The following is a 15,353-nucleotide window of genomic DNA, read 5'->3' on the forward strand; positions in this document are numbered from 1 at the left end:
TGGGGCGATGGTCACCTGGGTCCCCTCCGAGCCGCCGCAAGACGCACTGCGGGAGCTGTATGCCGTGCCGCCGGGACCGTGGGTCCGCGCCAACTTCGTCACGACGCTGGACGGTCATGCCACCGGTGCGGACGACCGCTCCGGCAGCATCAACTCCCCCGCCGACCAGCGGGTGTTCGAGGTGCTCCGGAGCCACGCCGACGTGGTCGTGGTCGGGGCGGGCACCGCACGCCAGGAGAGCTACACCCGGTTGCGGACCGCTGGGGCGGCGCTGCGGGCCGCCCGGGAGTCGGCAGGACTGGCCACCCACCCCACCCTGGCCGTGGTCACCGCCTCCGGCGACCTGCCGGACCGGCTGGTGGCGGATGACGAGAACGCAGGCGCCCTCCTCGTGGTGTGCCCCTCCGCGACCCCGCGGGCCGCGCTGGTCGACCGGCTCGGTGACGCCGCGGTGCTGGTGTGCGGTGCGGACGCGGTGCCGCCCGACGAGGCGGTCGCACGGTTGCGCGCTCTCGGACTCAAGCGGGTGCTGTGCGAGGGCGGTCCCCACCTGTTCGGGGAGTGGGTGCGGGCGGGAGTGGTCGACGAGTTGTGCCTCACGGTGCGCCCCACGCTGACCGGAGGGACCGGTCCGCGGGTCGTGGAGGCTATGCCGCTGGGAGTCGGCGCCACGCCCACCCAGGTGCTGCACGCCGACGGCGACCTGCTGCTGCGCTACCGCCTCACCTCGTGAGGAAGTCGGCGACCTGCCGCTCCCACGTGTCGCTGTCGGTGTTCCACTCCCGGCAGTGCAGCGGACCGTCCCATAGGTGCAGGGTGACCAGGTCCGGCCGCCGTGCGGCCAGCCGCTCCGACGGCCCGTAGGGGACCATCGCGTCGGTGCGGGAGTGGATGACCAGCATCGGGTGCACCAGCTCCTCGGCCCGTTCGACCCAGTTGGCCACGGTGAGGTCGATCGGCTCGGAAACCCCCACCAGGGGCCGAGCCCAGCGGCGGCCCATCAGGGTGCTGGCCAGGATCGCCATGGACCGCGGCAGCTTGTTGAGGTCGGCCTGGTGGGACAGCACGTCGCCCCAGTCGATCACCGGGCAGTCCAGCACCACCGCGTCCACCCAGTCGGACAGGCCGGACCTGTTCAGGGTCTGCAGCACGACCGCCCCACCCATCGACCAGCCGAAGAGGACGATGTCGCGCGCACCGTGCCCCACGGCATACCGGATGGCGGCCTCCACGTCACGCCACTCCGACATTCCCAGGTTGTAGCGGCCGTCACTGCTCGGCGGGGCCCCCAGGTCGTTGCGGTACTTGGGTGCCAGACAGGTGTAGCCGAGCCGGTGCAGCAGCGGCATCGCGCGCAGCGTCTCCTCCTGCCGGGCGCTGCGGCCGTGCACCAGGATCGCCCAACGGCCGGTCGCCTGCTCGGGCGGCACCCGCCACGCGGGCAGCTCGCCGATGTCGGAAGTCACCATGACCTCGTCGAAGTCGAGCCCGAGCGCGGAGCCGGGGTCGCCGGCGTAGTAGTAGGAGTTCCAGCGGGCGGGGCCGGTGTCCAGCACCCCGGAGTCCACGCCGTGCAGTTCCCGGGTGACAGTGCGGTCCAGCGCGCGGCGGGGCGACAGGTCCTGGGAGAGGACCTCCCCGAGCCGGGCGTGGCCGCGCCCACCGTCCAGCCACAACCCGTAGCGGCCGGGTGACAGAGTGTGCGGCGCGGCGCGCAGCGTGACGGAGTCCTCCCCCGCCTCCAGCACCCAGCTGTCGTCCCTCTTCTCGTGCTCGGGCGTGACGACGCGGCGGGCGAAGTAGGTGGCTGCGCCCAGGGACGCCAGGGCACTGGTGACGCCGACACCGACGGCACCCACGGCGGCCGTGGCCGCAACCTTGGGGCCGGCGGCGCGCGTCGCCGACCGCACCGTCCCTGCGATGTTGCTCACGGGGCCCATGGTGACAGATGGGGCCTCATCCGCTGGTCAGGACGTCGGCCAGGTCGAAGGAGACCGGGCGCTCCACCTGGTCGTAGGTGCAGCTGAGCGGGTCGCGGTCGGGGCGCCACCGCACGAACTGGGCCGTGTGCCGGAAGCGGCTGCCCTCCATGTAGTCGTAGCGGACCTCGACGACCCGTTCGGGGCGCAGCGGGACGAAGGACAGGTCCTTGCCGGCGTTCCACCGACTGGTCTCGTTCTTGCGCGGGGTGCGCTCCCCCGCCAGGTGTGCCGCCCAGTCCCACGGGTGACCCTCGAAGTCGGTCACCAGGTCCTGCAGCTCGGTGAACAGCTCCTTGCGCCGCGCCATCGGAAACGCCCCAACCACCCCCACGCTGGCCAGCTGCCCGTCCTCGTCGTAGATCCCGAGCAGCAACGACCCGATCGCGTCCGGCCCCGATTTGTGCACGCGGTAGCCGGCGACCACGCAGTCGGCCGTGCGCACGTGCTTGATCTTGGACAGGACCCGCTTGTCCGGCTGGTAGGTGCCCTCCGGGTCCTTGGCGATGAGTCCGTCCAGTCCGGCGCCCTCGAACTGCTCGAACCACTCCTGCGCGGTCGTGGTGTCGCGGGTCAGCGGCGTCAGGTAGAGCGGGGGCTCCACCCCGGCGAACGCCTCCTCCAACCGGGCCCGCCGTTGCGCCAGCGGCTGGTCGGTGAGGTCCTCGTCGCCCAGCGCCAGCAGGTCGAACGCCACGAAACTCGCGGGCGTCTCGGCGGCCAGCTTCTCGACCCGGGACCGGGCCGGATGGATCCGCTGCTGCAGGCCCTCGAAGTCCAACCGGTTGGCCGCGGTGTCGACCAGCACGATCTCGCCGTCGACCACGGCCCGGTCGGGGAATCCGGCCAGCACCGCCTCGACGACCTCCGGGAAGTATCGGGTCATCGGCTTCTCGTTGCGGGAGCCGATCTCCACCTCGTCGCCGTCGCGGAAGATGATCGACCGGAATCCGTCCCACTTCGGCTCGTAGCACTGGCCGGGCGGGATCGGCCGAGACCGGCTTGGCCAGCATCGGCTTCACGGGGGGCATCACGGGCAGGTCCATCGGCTCACTCCTGTGCCCGACCCGGAGGGTCATCAGGGATGTCATCGGGTATGTCGTGCCGCTTGCGGCTGGGCTGCACCCGGCGGGGCTCGCCGGGCATCTTGGGGTGGTCGGGCGGGAACGGCATCTCGCCCAGGCCCCGTGCGAGGTCCGCCTCCCAGAGTGCGAACGCCTGGTCCAGCGGGGCCGCGGTGTCGTCCATCCCGGCCCAGGGGTCGCCCCGCTCGGCCACCCGGCCCGGCACGGTGTGCACGGTGAACGCGCCCGGGTCCAGCCCGGGCAGCTCATCCCACTCCACCGGCGTCGACACCGGCGCGCCGGGGAGTGGCCGCGGGCTCCAGGCCGAGGCGATCGTGCGGTCCCGGGTCGCCTGGTTGAAGTCGACGAAGATCCGCTCGCCGCGCTCCTCCTTCCACCACGCCGAGGTCACCAGATCCGGCAGCCGCCGCTCCAGCTCCCGCGCGATGCCGATCACGGCGTGCCGCACCTGGAGGAACTCGCGGTCGGCGACGATCCGGGCAAAGACGTGCAGCCCGCGGCTGCCGGAGGTCTTGACGAACGGCGTGAGACCGAGCTCCTGCAGCAGGTCACGCAGCCCGAGCGCCACGGTCACGACGTCGCCGAAGTCCCGTCCCGGCTGGGGGTCCAGGTCGATGCGCAGCTCGTCGGGGTGGTCGTTGTCGGCGCTGCGGACCGGCCAGGGGTGGAAGGTGATGGTGTTCATCTGCACCGCCCACACGGCCGTGGCCACCTCGTCGACGACCAGCTGGGGATGGCTGCGCCCGGAGGGGTAGGTGCACGTCGTGGTGCGCACCCACTCCGGCAACCCCTTGGGCGGGTTCTTGGAGTAGAAGGACTCGCCCTCGATGCCGCCGGGGAACCGTTGCAACGTCACCGGGCGATCACCCAGCACCCGGAGCAGCGGCTCTCCCAGCGCCACCACGTAGTCCGCCAGGTCGGCCTTGGTCACCGCGGGCCCCGCCGCGGTGGCCGGCCAGATCGTCCGGTCGGGGCTGGACAGGCGGACGCTGCGCCCGCCCTCCGGGCCGGGGACCTGCAACGTCGTCGCCGTCGCCACCATGAAGGCACCGTATCCCGCCACGCCGACACCCCGCCGACCGAGCGGGCGCAGCACCCCCGGGTTAGCCTCGAGGGGTGCACAGGAGTGCACGTGCCCAGTGCCCGACCAGGAAGGTGATCCGCCGGTGAGCGTCCTGTCGAACGTCGTGATCATCTTCGTCGCGGTCACGGCCGTGATCCTGCTCGCCATGATCGTTGCCCTGGTCGTCCTCCAGGTGGCCCGGCGGCGACGCGAAGCCGCCCGCCCCGGCGACGGCCCTCCTGCGAGCGGCCCCTCCACGAGCGGCCCTCCCGCTGGCACCGACGGGCCTGCCTAGCGACACACCGACGAGAGGCAACGTTGTCAGTTGCAGGCTGACAGGTTAGCGTCGGTCCCAGCGCCACCCGCCCACCAGGAGGACACGTGACCGACAGCCGGAGCTGCTCGTTCTGCATGAGGCTCGAGCCCGAGACCCAGGCCCTCATCGCCGGACCGGGAATCAACATCTGCGACGACTGCGTCCGGCTCTGCTCCCAGATCCTGGATCAGCGGCCCGGTCACTCCCCCGATCCAGCCAGCACGCAGGTGCTGCCGTGGGACTCGATGAGCGAGGAGGAGATGCTGCTGCGGCTGCCGCGGATGCGGGCGGTCGCCGACCAGGCCGAGGACGGCCTCCAGCAGTGGGTGACCGAATTGCGCCGCCGCTCGGTGACCTGGGAACGCATCGGCAGCGGCCTCGGAATGACCCGCCAATCCGCCTGGACCCGCTTCCACCGGGAGGTTGTCTCATGACCACGCGCAACGACCAGCCCACCTGCTCCTTCTGCGGCAAGACCCAGAAGCAGGTCGGCCGACTGATCGCCGGGGCGGGGGTGTACATCTGCACCGAGTGTGTCGAGCTGTGCACGGAGATTATTGAGGAGGAGTTGGCGGAGTCTTCGGAGTTGGGGTTGGGGGAGTTGCCCAAGCCGCGGGAGATTTTTGGGTTCCTGGGTGAGTATGTGGTGGGGCAGGATCCGGCGAAGCGGGCGTTGGCGGTGGCGGTGTATAACCATTACAAGCGGATCCAGGCCGGGGTCGGGGGTGGGCCGGGTAAGGGGGAGGACGCGGTCGAGATCGCGAAGTCGAATATTTTGTTGATTGGTCCCACGGGGTGTGGGAAGACGTATCTGGCGCAGACGTTGGCGCGGATGTTGAATGTGCCGTTCGCGATCGCGGACGCGACCGCGTTGACGGAGGCGGGGTATGTCGGGGAGGACGTGGAGAACATCTTGTTGAAGTTGATCCAGGCGGCCGATTTCGATGTGAAGAAGGCCGAGACCGGGATCATCTATATCGATGAGATCGACAAGATCAGTCGTAAGAGTGAGAACCCTTCGATCACCCGGGATGTCTCGGGTGAGGGGGTGCAGCAGGCGTTGTTGAAGATTCTGGAGGGGACGACGGCCTCGGTGCCGCCGCAGGGTGGGCGTAAGCATCCGCATCAGGAGTTCATCCAGATCGATACCTCGAACGTGTTGTTTATCGTGGGTGGGGCGTTCGCGGGGTTGGAGAAGATCATCGAGGCGCGGGCGGGGAAGCAGGGGTTGGGGTTTGGTGCGACGTTGCACCAGGCCAAGGATGATGCGCAACGGTTGGGTGAGGTGTTGCCCGAGGACCTGATGAAGTTCGGGTTGATCCCGGAGTTCATCGGCCGGTTGCCGGTGATCACCACGGTCGCACCGTTGGACCAGGACGCGTTGGTCGCGATCCTGACCGAGCCGCGCAACGCGTTGGTCAAGCAGTACCAGCGGATGTTCGCGATCGACAACGTGGAGTTGGAGTTCACCGACGAGGCCGTCGCCGCGATCGCTGACCAGGCATTGTTGCGGGCCACCGGCGCCCGCGGGCTGCGCGCGATCCTGGAAGAAGTCCTGGGCCCGGTCATGTTCGACGTGCCCTCCGAGGACGACATCGCCCGCGTCGTCATCACCCGCGAAGTCGTCCTCGACAACGTCAACCCCACCATCGTCCGCCGCGACACCACCACCGAGGGCAAGCGGCGCCCGAAGGGTAAGTCGGCCTGACCCACCGGGCGCGGGGAAGGACTGCGGCAGGCGTAGCGTTGGCAGCACCATGAGCGACTCCCCCAGCACCCGACCCACGCCCGACTACGCGGTCACCAAGAGTGACCAGGAGTGGCGCGAGCAGCTCTCCGCCGAGGAGTACGCCGTGCTCCGGCAGGCGGGGACAGAGCGTCCGTTCGTCGGCGAGTACACCGACACCACGACCGAGGGCGTCTACTCCTGCCGCGCGTGTGGCGCCGAGCTCTTCCGCAGCGAGACCAAGTTCGAGAGCCACTGCGGGTGGCCCTCCTTCTACGCCCCGCTTGCCGAGGACCGCGTGGAGTACCTCGAGGACCGCTCGCTGGGGCGGGTCCGCACCGAGGTGCGGTGCGCCACCTGTGGGTCCCACCTCGGTCACGTCTTCGAGGGTGAGGGCTATGACACCCCGACCGACCAGCGCTTCTGCATGAACTCGATCAGCCTGACGCTGACCCCGAAGGGCAACTGACCCCTACGGGAGGCGGTCGACCAGCTCGGCCACCTCGACCCGCGGCCCGGTGAAGAACGGGATCTCCTCCCGCACGTGCATCCGTGCCCGGACCGCGCGCAGCTCGCGCATCAAATCCACGATCCGGTGCAGTTCGTCGGCCTCGAAGGCCAGCAGCCACTCGTAGTCCCCGAGTGCGAACGAGGAGATGGTGTTGGCCCGCACGTCGGCGTAGTCGCGGGCCGCCAGGCCGTGCTCGCGGAGCATGTCGCGCCGGTCCGACTCCTCCAGGACATACCAGTCGTAGGAGCGCACGAACGGGTAGACGCAAACGTAGGTGCGCGGCTCCTCCCCGCTGAGGAACGCCGGCACGTGACCCCGGTTGAACTCCGCCGGCCGGTGCAGGCCGACGTTGCTCCACACCGGCTCCAGCGAGGCGCCCAGCGCCGGTGCGCCGCAGCCGCTGGTAGGCCGCCTGCAGCGCTTCGACGTTGTCGGCGTGCCACCAGATCATGAAGTCGGCGTCGGCCCGCAGCCCGGACACGTCGTAGATCCCCCGCACCACCACGCCCTCCCCCGCGAGCCCCTCGAACAGCTCCGAGACCTCGGTGGCCAGGCCCGCGCGGTCGGCGCCGAGCGGGGCGACGGTGCGGAACACGGAGTACATCGCGTAGCGGATCTCGCTGTTGATCCGCTCCGCCTCGGCGGGGGTGGGCTCGGAGTGCTCGCTCATGTCCCCCATTGTCCGTGGCCGACCGGCACTGGGGACGGCGGGGTCAACCGCCGGCGACCAGACGCCGCGCCGCGTCCCTCGCGGCGCCGATGCAGGCCGGGATCCCGACCCCGTCGTAGGCGGCCCCGGTGACCTCCACTCCGGCGATGGCGGCCACCTCGGACCGCACCGCCGCCACCCGCTCCCGGTGCCCCACGGCATACTGCGGCAGACCCCCGCCCCACCGCTGCACCAGGGCGTCCAGCGGCGTCGGCAGCGCTGCCCCCAGGAAGTCGGCCAGGTCCGCCAGCGAGGCTGCCACCAGGTCCTCATCAGAGCGCTGCAGCGTCGCCTCCTCCCGGTGCCTCCCCAGGGAGGTCCGCAGCACCGCCACGTCCTCCCCCGCCGGCCCGGCGCCGCGGCCCGCCTGGGCCACCCAGTCCCACTTGTTCGCGCTGAACGTGGCCGCCTTGACCGCCCGCCCCTCGACCGGCGGGACCAGCAGCCCGGTGCCGGACAGCCGGGGCAGGTCCGCGGCACGGAAGGCCAGGGCGACGACCGCCATCGACGCCGTCTCGACCTCGCCCACGAGCGCTGCCGCGCCGGGGGCCACACCGGCGAGCAACCGCGCGGTCGGGGCCGGCGGGAGGGCGATGACCAGCCGGTCCGCCCGGTATGTCGTCGGCTCGGGGACCGCTCCCGCCACGAGTTGCCAGCCGGTCCCGTCCGGTGCGCGGTGCACCTCGCGCACGACGGTGCCGGTGCGCACCCGCGCCCCGAGACCCTCGAGGGCGGTGGCCATCGCGGCCGGCAGTCGGTGCAACCCGCCGCGCAGGCCGGCGAAGACCGGGGCGGGGCTGGTGCCCGGCTCCGGCTCCGGCAGCAACCGGTCGGCCGTCGCGAGCAGCGACTCCCCCCGGCGGTGGGCCTCCCACAGCGCGGGGACGGCGGCGGCGGTGGAGATCTCCCGCGCCCTGCCCGCATACACGCCGCCCAGCAGGGGCTCCAGCAGCCGGTCCACGACCGCGTCCCCGAGCGATGCGGCGACGAGGTCGCCGACGCTCAGGTCGTCCGTCCCACCATGCCCGGGCAGGTGCTCGGCACCGGCACGGGCCACCTCCTCGTCGGTGAGCAGGCCGCGCAGCAGTGCCGGGTCGGCGGGGACCCCCATCAGGGTGCGCCCCGGCATCGGGTGCAGCGTGCCGCGACTCCAGATCGACGAACCCCGGATCGGGGGGTGGACCACGTCGTCGCCGAGGCCGATCTCGTGCATCAGCGCCACGGCCTCCGGGCGTCTGGCCAGCACCGACTCGGCGCCCACGTCGAGCGTCACGCCGGCCACGGTGGCCCCCCGCAGCTTGCCCCCGACCCGACCGGTGGCCTCCAGCACGGTGACCCGGTGCGGCGCGACGTGACGGGTCAGTTCCCAGGCGGCGGCCAGCCCGGAGATGCCGCCGCCGATGACGAGAAAGCTCGGATCCGGCACGGTCGGAGTGTATGCCGCGGGCCCGATCGGACTCCCGTGGGGCACGATGACCCCGTGGCCACCGATCACACCGCCGCCCTGGGCCTGGTCCGGATGACGCCCGCCCAACAGCTCCGGGCAGGGCGACTCCCGGTGCGACTGCTCCAGCTCTTCGTCGGCCTGACCCTGTTCGGGCTGTCCATGGCCATGCTGATCCGGGCCGGACTGGGGATGATCCCGTGGGACGTCCTGCACTTCGGTCTGGCCCGGCACCTGCCGCTGAGCTTCGGCGCAATCGTCATCGCCCTGTCGGTCCTGGTGCTGCTGTTGTGGATCCCGCTGCGGGAGATGCCCGGGGTCGGCACCGTGGCCAACGCCCTCTGGGTCGGGGTCGCGGCCGACGTGTCGTTGGCGCTGCTGCCCCAGATGACCGAGTTGCCCGCCCAGCTGGCCATGATGATCGGCGGCATCGTCCTCAACGCGGTCAGCACCGGCCTGTACATCGGGGCCCAGCTCGGCCCCGGTCCGCGGGACGGCCTCATGACGGGGTTGCCGCGGGTGTTGCCGTTCAGCCTGCGCACGATCCGCACCGGGATCGAGGTCTCAGTGGTGCTGGTCGGCTGGCTGCTCGGTGGCGTGGTCGGGGTCGGCACCGTGCTGTTCGCCATGGCGATCGGACCGCTGACCCAGCTCGTCCTGCCGCCCCTGGTGATCCGGTTGCCCCATCCGCCTCAGCGTGCGGACAGCTCCTGAACCAGTCCCACGACCCGGGTGAGCACCGTCGGATCGGTGTCGGGAAGCACCCCGTGCCCCAGGTTGAAGATGTGGCCAGGTGCCGACCTGCCCTGCTCCACCACCTCACGCACCCCGGCCGCCAGCGCCTCCCAGGGCGCGAAGAGCAACGCCGGGTCCAGGTTGCCCTGCACGGCATACCGGCCCTGGGTGCGGTCCACCGCGTCGGTGAGGGAGACCCGGTAGTCCACCCCGATCACGTCCGCCCCGGCCTCGGCCATCTGGGGTAGCAGCTCACCCGTGCCGACGCCGAAGTGAATCCGGGGGATGCCCAGGTCCGCGACGCCCTCCAGCACCGCCCGGCTGTGCGGCTGCACGAAGCGCAGGTAGTCCTCCCGCGGCAGGGCACCCACCCAGGAGTCGAAGAGCTGCACTGCGGCGGCGCCGGCCTCGGCCTGCACCCGCAGGAAGGCGCCGGAGATCTGCGCCAGCCGCGCCAGGAGGTCGGACCAGAGCTGCGGGTCCCCGTGCATCAACGCCTTGGTGTGCTGGTGCGTCCGGGACGGGCCGCCCTCGACCAGGTAGGACGCGAGCGTGAAGGGCGCCCCGGCGAAGCCGATCAGCGGGGTGCCCCCGAGCGCCGCCACCGTCCGGGCCACGGACTCGGCGATGTCGGGCACCGCGTCGGCCGACAGCTCCGGCAACCGGTCGAGGTCGGCACGGGTGCGGAAGGGCTGTGCGACCACGGGGCCGACGCCCGCCACGATGTCCAGGTCCACGCCGACGGCGTGCAGCGGCACCACGATGTCGCTGAAGAAGATCGCCGCGTCGACCCCGTGCCGACGCACCGGCTGCATCGTGATCTCGCTGACCAGGTCGGGGGTCCGGCAGGCCTCCAGCATCCCCACCCCCGCGCGGAGCTCCCGGTACTCGGGAAGCGACCGACCCGCCTGCCGCATGAACCAGACGGGGGTGCGGTCCACCTCGGCACCGCGGGCGGCACGGATCAACAGGCTGTCGGACGGGGCGGGGGAACTGGCGTGGGTCACTGCCCGATCCTCCCACGCGCCCACGGCGTGGCACCCGGCCGGACCCCCCGGTGCGGCATAATCTGAGGCAGTGGTGAGCCGCATCGAGATGGGCCGTGACCGCACGGCCGCAGCCGGGTCCTCCTACGACCCGGCCGTATTCGAGCGCGCGGTCGAGGCCGTGCGCTCGGCACCGTTGCGTGCCGAGCTGCAGGTCGAGGAGGTGCCGGCCCCCACCCGGCTCGCCCCCGCCGCACTCGCCCTGTCCGGTGAGGTGCTGCCCGTGCGCGGCGACGACGAGGAGTCGGTGGCCACCGGCAGGTTCGTCCTGCTCCACGACCCTGACGGGCCCGAGCCGTGGGAGAGCGTCTGGCGGGTCGTCACGTACGCCAAGGCCACGATGGAGCCCGAGGTCGGCGGGGACCCGATGATGGGCCAGGTCGGCTGGTCCTGGCTCACCGACGCCCTGGAGTCCCGCGGGCTCTCCTACGCCGCCGAGGCCGGGGCCGTCACCTGCGTCATCTCGGAGAGCTTCGGCGCGCTCTCGGACCGCGACCAGACGGTGGAGATGGAGATCCGGGCGTCCTGGTCGCCCCTGGACGGTGACACGATCGACCAGCACCTGCAGGCCTGGGGGGACCTGTTGTGCACCATCGCGGGCCTGCCGCCGCTGCCGGACGGGGTCGTCCCGATGCCTGGGCCCCGCCGGTGACCGGGGAAATGAGCCAGCCCCGACCCGACGACCCGACCAGCCCGACCACCGGCGCCGACGTGCCCGCGGACCCGCCCCCCGTCGAGCACCTGACCGAGCCCCGCGACGGACTGCCCGAACTCGTCGCCGACCACCGCGCGTTGCAGGACGCCGTCGCGGCCATCAGCGAGGGCACCGGCCCCGTCGCGGTCGACGCCGAACGGGCCTCGGGCTACCGGTACGGCCAGCGTGCCTACCTCGTGCAGCTGCGCCGCCAGGGCGCCGGCACCTGGCTCATCGACCCGGTCCCCTTCGAGGACCTCGCCGCGCTGGGCCACACCCTCGCCGGCACCGAGTGGGTGCTGCACGCCGCGACCCAGGACATCCCGTGCCTGGCCGAGATCGGGATGCGCCCGAGCACGCTGTTCGACACCGAGCTCGGCGCCCGGCTGGCGGGCCTGCCCAAGGTGGGCCTCGCCGCGGCGCTCGAGCACTACCTCCAGGTCAGCCTGGCCAAGGAGCACTCCGCCGTCGACTGGTCCAGCCGCCCCCTGCCGGAGCCGTGGTTGCGCTACGCCGCGCTCGATGTGGAGCTGCTCGTGGAGTTGCGCGATGCCGTGGAGCAGGACCTGGTGGCGCAGGGCAAGGCGGAGTGGGCCGCCCAGGAGTTCCAGGCCCTGGCCAGCTTCACCGGCACCGGGCCGCGGCCCGACCCGTGGCGACGCACCTCCGGCATGCACCGGATCCGCAACCGCCGCGCCGCCGCCCTGGTCCGGGAGCTGTGGCTGGTCCGCGACGAGATTGCCCAGGAGCGCGATGTCTCCCCCGGACGGGTGCTGCCCGACGCCACCCTCATCGACCTCGCCTCGCGTGCGCCGAAGACCGCCGCAGCCCTCACCGCCGAGCGCAGCGCGGAGACCACCCGCTCGCGGCAGCGGCGCGCCCACCAGGGCCTGTCCCGCTACCAGCGCGACTGGTTGGGGGCGATCCGGTATGCCAGTGACCTGCCGGACCAGGAGTTGCCCGAGCTCACCCGGCGCACCGATGGCCCGCCCCCGGCCCGCGCCTGGGCCGACCGCGACCCCGTGGCCGCGGCGCGTCTGACCCGTGCCCGGGAGGACCTGGCGGCGCTGTCCGAGGAGCACCGCATCCCGGTGGAGAACCTGCTGACCCCCGACACGGTGCGCCGTGTCCTGTGGGAGCCCCCGACCCCTGCCGAGGGGGACGGGATCGGCATACCGGATATCGCGGCAGTCCTGCGCGAGCACGGTGCCCGGCCCTGGCAGATCGACCTGGTCGCGCCCATCCTGACCGAGGCGATTGCCGAGCACCCCGCCGGTCGGTGACCCGAATATCTCATATGTGATCTACCATGGCGCCATGACCGAGACCTACCTGTCGCGCATCGGCAACCTCATCCGGGACGCGCGCCGCCACAAGGAGCTCACGCAGGCCGAGCTCGCCGGCCTGCTCGGCACCAGCCAGAGTGCCATTGCCCGGATCGAGCAGGGCAAGCAGAACCTGTCCCTGGAGATGCTCGCCCGCATCGGGGAGAGTCTGGACTCCGAAATCGTCTCGGTCGGCAGCGCCGTCCCGCAGAACCTCCGGATCACCGGTGGCGTCAAGCTGTCCGGCGAGATCGACGTGCGCACCTCCAAGAACGCTGCGGTCGCCCTGCTGTGCGGCTCCCTGCTGAACAAGGGCCGCACGACGCTGCGCAACCTGGCGCGGATCGAGGAGGTCAACCGGATCACCGAGGTGCTGACCAGCCTCGGCTACAAGATCCGCTGGCTCGGCGACAGCAACGACCTGGAGATCGTGCCGCCAGCCCGCATCGAGCTGGAGTCGATGGATGAGGCCGCCGCCCGGCGCACCCGCACGATCATCATGTTCCTGGGCCCGCTGCTGCACGAGTTCGACAACTTCGAGTTGCCCTACGCCGGCGGCTGTGACCTCGGCACCCGCACCGTCGAGCCGCACATGACCGCGCTGCGCCAGTTCGGCCTCGACGTCACCGCCACCCAGGGGTCCTACCACGCGACCGTCGACCCCTCCCGGCGTCCCACCCGACCCATCGTGCTCACCGAGCGGGGCGACACCGTCACCGAGAACGTCCTCCTTGCGGCCGCCCGCCACCCGGGCACGACCGTGATCCGCAACGCCTCCCCCAACTACATGGTGCAGGACCTGTGCGTCTTCCTCCGCGTGCTCGGGGTCAAGGTCGAGGGCATCGGCACCACCACGCTGACCGTCACCGGCGTCGAGGAGATCGACGTCGACGTCGAGTACTCCCCGTCCGAGGACCCGATCGAGGCGATGTCGCTGCTCGCCGCGGGCGTCGTCACGGGCAGCGAGATCACCATCAAGCGGGTCCCCGTGGAGTTCATGGAGATCGAGCTGGCGGTGCTCGACACGATGGGGCTGCAGTACGAGCTGAGCGAGGAGTACACCTCCGCCAACGGGTTCACCCGGCTGGTCGACCTGCGCACCGTCCCCGGTCCACTCAAGGCGCCGCTGGACAAGATCCACCCGCTGCCCTTCCCCGGGCTCAACATCGACAACCTGCCGTTCTTCGCGATCATCGCCGCCTGCGCCGAGGGCTCCACGATGATCCACGACTGGGTCTATGAGAACCGCGCCATCTACCTCACCGAGCTCACGACGCTCGGCGCCAAGGTGCACCTGATGGACCCGCACCGGGTGATGGTTGAGGGCCCCACCAAGTGGCGCGCCGGCGAGATCATGTGCCCGCCCGCGCTGCGCCCGGGTGTCGTGATCCTGCTGGCGATGCTCGCCGCCCCCGGGGTCTCGGTGCTGCGCAACGTCTATGTGATCAACCGCGGCTACGAGGACCTGGCCACCCGCCTGAACAATCTCGGCGCCAGCATCCAGACCTTCCGCGATATCTGACCCCTCGCCCGACCGTCGGGTAGTTTGGGCGCTGTGACAGCCACCACATATCTGGAGCACGGCGGTCCGATCCCGTTGGCCCACCGCGGCTTCTCCCAGGAGGGGCTGGAGAACTCGATGGCGGCGTTCGCCTCGGCGGTGGCGCTGGGCTACGAGTATGTGGAGACCGACGTGCATGCCACGCAGGACGGGGTGCTCGTGGCCTTCCACGACACGCGACTGGACCGCGTCACCGATGCGACAGGCTCCATCACCGGGATGCCGTGGGCCGAGATCAGCAAGGCACGGATCGGCGGCACCGAGCCAGTCCCCAGGCTGGAGGAGATCCTGCACACCTGGCCCGACCTGAAGGTCAACATCGACATCAAGACTGCCGGCGCGATCGTCCCCCTGGTCCGGGCCATCGAGCGCACCAAGGCGCACGACCGCGTGTGTGTCACCTCGTTCTCTGACCGTCGGCGGGTTGCAGCGCTACGCCGGCTCAGCCGCCCGGTCGCGACCTCCGGGGGACAGCGGACCGTGGCCCGTTTCCTCGGGGCGGCCCGCCTGCCCCGCCAGCGGAGCCAGGCGCTGCGCCGGGTGCTGAGGGGCATCGACTGCCTGCAGGTCCCGGAGGACTTCGGCAGGGTGAAGGTCGTCAGCCCGGCTACGGTCGAGGCAGCCCACGCCGTGGGCGTGCAGGTCCACGTGTGGACCGTCAACGAGGTCCCCGCGATGCACCGGCTGCTGGACATGGGCGTCGACGGACTCGTGACGGATCGTGCGGACCTGCTCAAGCAGGTGCTGCAGGACCGAGGCACCTGGGCCTAGGAGGTACGGGCCGCCAGGCCACCCGTCCGGTCGCGGTGGGGACCGCCAGGCCACCCGTCCGGTCGAGACACAAGATGTGGGGGGTTACATCGATGTCATTTCGTGTATATAGTGGCGCACGCAGCTGGTTCGGCCGCTTCCCCTCGGGGTGGTGGTCGTCGCAAGAGGGAACCCGGTGAGACTCCGGGACTGCCCCGCAGCGGTGAACGGGAACGACCTTCGTCATCCAGCACTGGACCACCCAGGTCCGGGAAGCGGCGAACAGTAGGCGACCTGGCAACAGGTCCGGCCCGTGAGTCCGAAGACCTGCCAGTGCACTGCCGTCCCGACGACGGCGGTGGTCCGCGGCCGCGTGGGACGGTCAGGGCCCGACGCGACCGCCCGCGGG

General features: G+C 71.4%; 15 protein-coding genes, 1 pseudogene and 1 riboswitch. Of the genes and pseudogenes, 10 read left to right on the forward strand and 6 right to left on the reverse strand.

The window, feature by feature from the left end:
- The first annotated feature begins 7 nt into the window (after positions 1-7).
- Positions 8-733: a dihydrofolate reductase family protein gene (locus tag AC1QRC_RS13430; RefSeq protein WP_484203788.1), complete on the forward strand. Its 726-nt coding sequence runs from the start codon at positions 8-10 to the stop codon at positions 731-733.
- Here AC1QRC_RS13430 and AC1QRC_RS13435 read toward each other — a convergent pair.
- The 3 genes from AC1QRC_RS13435 to ligD form a co-directional block, all read right to left on the reverse strand.
- Positions 723-1,931 carry an alpha/beta hydrolase gene (locus tag AC1QRC_RS13435; protein ID WP_484203789.1) on the reverse strand — a complete coding sequence of 403 codons (1,209 nt, stop codon included), beginning with the start codon at positions 1,929-1,931 and terminating at the stop codon, positions 723-725. The genes AC1QRC_RS13430 and AC1QRC_RS13435 overlap by 11 nt on opposite strands.
- Positions 1,932-1,956: 25 nt before the next feature.
- Positions 1,957-2,967 (reverse strand): ATP-dependent DNA ligase, encoded by a 1,011-nt coding sequence (locus AC1QRC_RS13440; RefSeq protein WP_484206645.1) that lies wholly within the window; start codon positions 2,965-2,967, stop codon positions 1,957-1,959.
- 62 nt (positions 2,968-3,029) lie between these two features.
- A complete protein-coding gene (gene ligD / locus AC1QRC_RS13445) occupies positions 3,030-4,127 on the reverse strand; it encodes a non-homologous end-joining DNA ligase (protein ID WP_484203791.1) in 1,098 nt (365 codons plus the stop codon).
- Between the two features lie 103 nt (positions 4,128-4,230).
- Here ligD and AC1QRC_RS13450 point away from each other — a divergent pair, with 103 nt between their 5' ends.
- The 4 genes from AC1QRC_RS13450 (at position 4,231) to msrB (ending at position 6,638) form a co-directional block, all read left to right on the forward strand.
- The gene (locus AC1QRC_RS13450; protein ID WP_484203792.1) at positions 4,231-4,422 is read left to right on the forward strand and encodes a hypothetical protein; all 192 of its coding nucleotides are present in this window, start codon (positions 4,231-4,233) and stop codon (positions 4,420-4,422) included.
- A gap of 86 nt (positions 4,423-4,508) precedes the next feature.
- On the forward strand, positions 4,509-4,877 hold the full coding sequence (locus AC1QRC_RS13455; RefSeq protein WP_484203793.1) for a ClpX C4-type zinc finger protein: 369 nt from the start codon (positions 4,509-4,511) through the stop codon (positions 4,875-4,877).
- Positions 4,874-6,151, forward strand: coding sequence for an ATP-dependent Clp protease ATP-binding subunit ClpX (gene clpX / locus AC1QRC_RS13460; RefSeq protein ID WP_484203794.1), 1,278 nt, complete (start codon positions 4,874-4,876; stop codon positions 6,149-6,151). The genes AC1QRC_RS13455 and clpX overlap by 4 nt, the downstream gene beginning before the upstream one ends.
- A gap of 49 nt (positions 6,152-6,200) precedes the next feature.
- Positions 6,201-6,638 carry a peptide-methionine (R)-S-oxide reductase MsrB gene (gene msrB, locus AC1QRC_RS13465; protein ID WP_484203795.1) on the forward strand — a complete coding sequence of 146 codons (438 nt, stop codon included), beginning with the start codon at positions 6,201-6,203 and terminating at the stop codon, positions 6,636-6,638.
- Between the two features lie 3 nt (positions 6,639-6,641).
- On the opposite strand, the pseudogene hemQ reads toward msrB, so the two are convergent.
- Positions 6,642-7,350: pseudogene (hemQ, locus tag AC1QRC_RS13470) on the reverse strand (hydrogen peroxide-dependent heme synthase).
- A 43-nt stretch (positions 7,351-7,393) separates the two neighbouring features.
- The gene (gene hemG, locus AC1QRC_RS13475; protein WP_484203796.1) at positions 7,394-8,815 is read right to left on the reverse strand and encodes a protoporphyrinogen oxidase; all 1,422 of its coding nucleotides are present in this window, start codon (positions 8,813-8,815) and stop codon (positions 7,394-7,396) included.
- Positions 8,816-8,869: 54 nt separating this feature from the next.
- Between hemG and yczE the strand changes: the two genes are divergently transcribed.
- Positions 8,870-9,547, forward strand: a complete 678-nt coding sequence (gene yczE, locus AC1QRC_RS13480; protein ID WP_484203797.1) for a membrane protein YczE — start codon at positions 8,870-8,872, stop codon at positions 9,545-9,547.
- Here yczE and hemE read toward each other — a convergent pair.
- Positions 9,526-10,575 carry a uroporphyrinogen decarboxylase gene (hemE, locus tag AC1QRC_RS13485; protein ID WP_484203798.1) on the reverse strand — a complete coding sequence of 350 codons (1,050 nt, stop codon included), beginning with the start codon at positions 10,573-10,575 and terminating at the stop codon, positions 9,526-9,528. The two genes, yczE and hemE, sit on opposite strands and share 22 nt — an antisense overlap.
- A gap of 73 nt (positions 10,576-10,648) precedes the next feature.
- On the opposite strand from hemE, the gene AC1QRC_RS13490 reads away from it, so the two are divergent.
- Genes AC1QRC_RS13490 through AC1QRC_RS13505 form a run of 4 tightly spaced genes read left to right on the forward strand, consistent with a single transcriptional unit; the run spans position 10,649 to position 14,965 of the window.
- Positions 10,649-11,266 (forward strand): DUF3000 domain-containing protein, encoded by a 618-nt coding sequence (locus tag AC1QRC_RS13490; RefSeq protein WP_484203799.1) that lies wholly within the window; start codon positions 10,649-10,651, stop codon positions 11,264-11,266.
- Positions 11,267-11,274: 8 nt separating this feature from the next.
- A complete protein-coding gene (locus tag AC1QRC_RS13495) occupies positions 11,275-12,591 on the forward strand; it encodes an HRDC domain-containing protein (RefSeq protein WP_484203800.1) in 1,317 nt (438 codons plus the stop codon).
- A gap of 34 nt (positions 12,592-12,625) precedes the next feature.
- A complete protein-coding gene (locus AC1QRC_RS13500; RefSeq protein WP_484203801.1) occupies positions 12,626-14,155 on the forward strand; it encodes a helix-turn-helix domain-containing protein in 1,530 nt (509 codons plus the stop codon).
- 33 nt (positions 14,156-14,188) lie between these two features.
- Positions 14,189-14,965 carry a glycerophosphodiester phosphodiesterase family protein gene (locus AC1QRC_RS13505; protein ID WP_484203802.1) on the forward strand — a complete coding sequence of 259 codons (777 nt, stop codon included), beginning with the start codon at positions 14,189-14,191 and terminating at the stop codon, positions 14,963-14,965.
- A 108-nt stretch (positions 14,966-15,073) separates the two neighbouring features.
- Positions 15,074-15,293: riboswitch (cobalamin riboswitch) on the forward strand.
- The last annotated feature ends 60 nt before the right edge of the window (positions 15,294-15,353 follow it).

Source organism: Ornithinicoccus sp. (assembly GCF_057176825.1).

Excerpts from the sequence above, each read along its gene's own strand:
- AC1QRC_RS13430 (WP_484203788.1), top strand. The coding sequence starts at position 8 with ATGGTCACCTGGGTCCCCTCCGAGCCGCCGCAAGACGCACTGCGGGAG.
- clpX (WP_484203794.1), top strand. The coding sequence starts at position 4,874 with ATGACCACGCGCAACGACCAGCCCACCTGCTCCTTCTGCGGCAAGACC.
- msrB (WP_484203795.1), top strand. The coding sequence starts at position 6,201 with ATGAGCGACTCCCCCAGCACCCGACCCACGCCCGACTACGCGGTCACC.
- AC1QRC_RS13495 (WP_484203800.1), top strand. The coding sequence starts at position 11,275 with ATGAGCCAGCCCCGACCCGACGACCCGACCAGCCCGACCACCGGCGCC.
- AC1QRC_RS13500 (WP_484203801.1), top strand. The coding sequence starts at position 12,626 with ATGACCGAGACCTACCTGTCGCGCATCGGCAACCTCATCCGGGACGCG.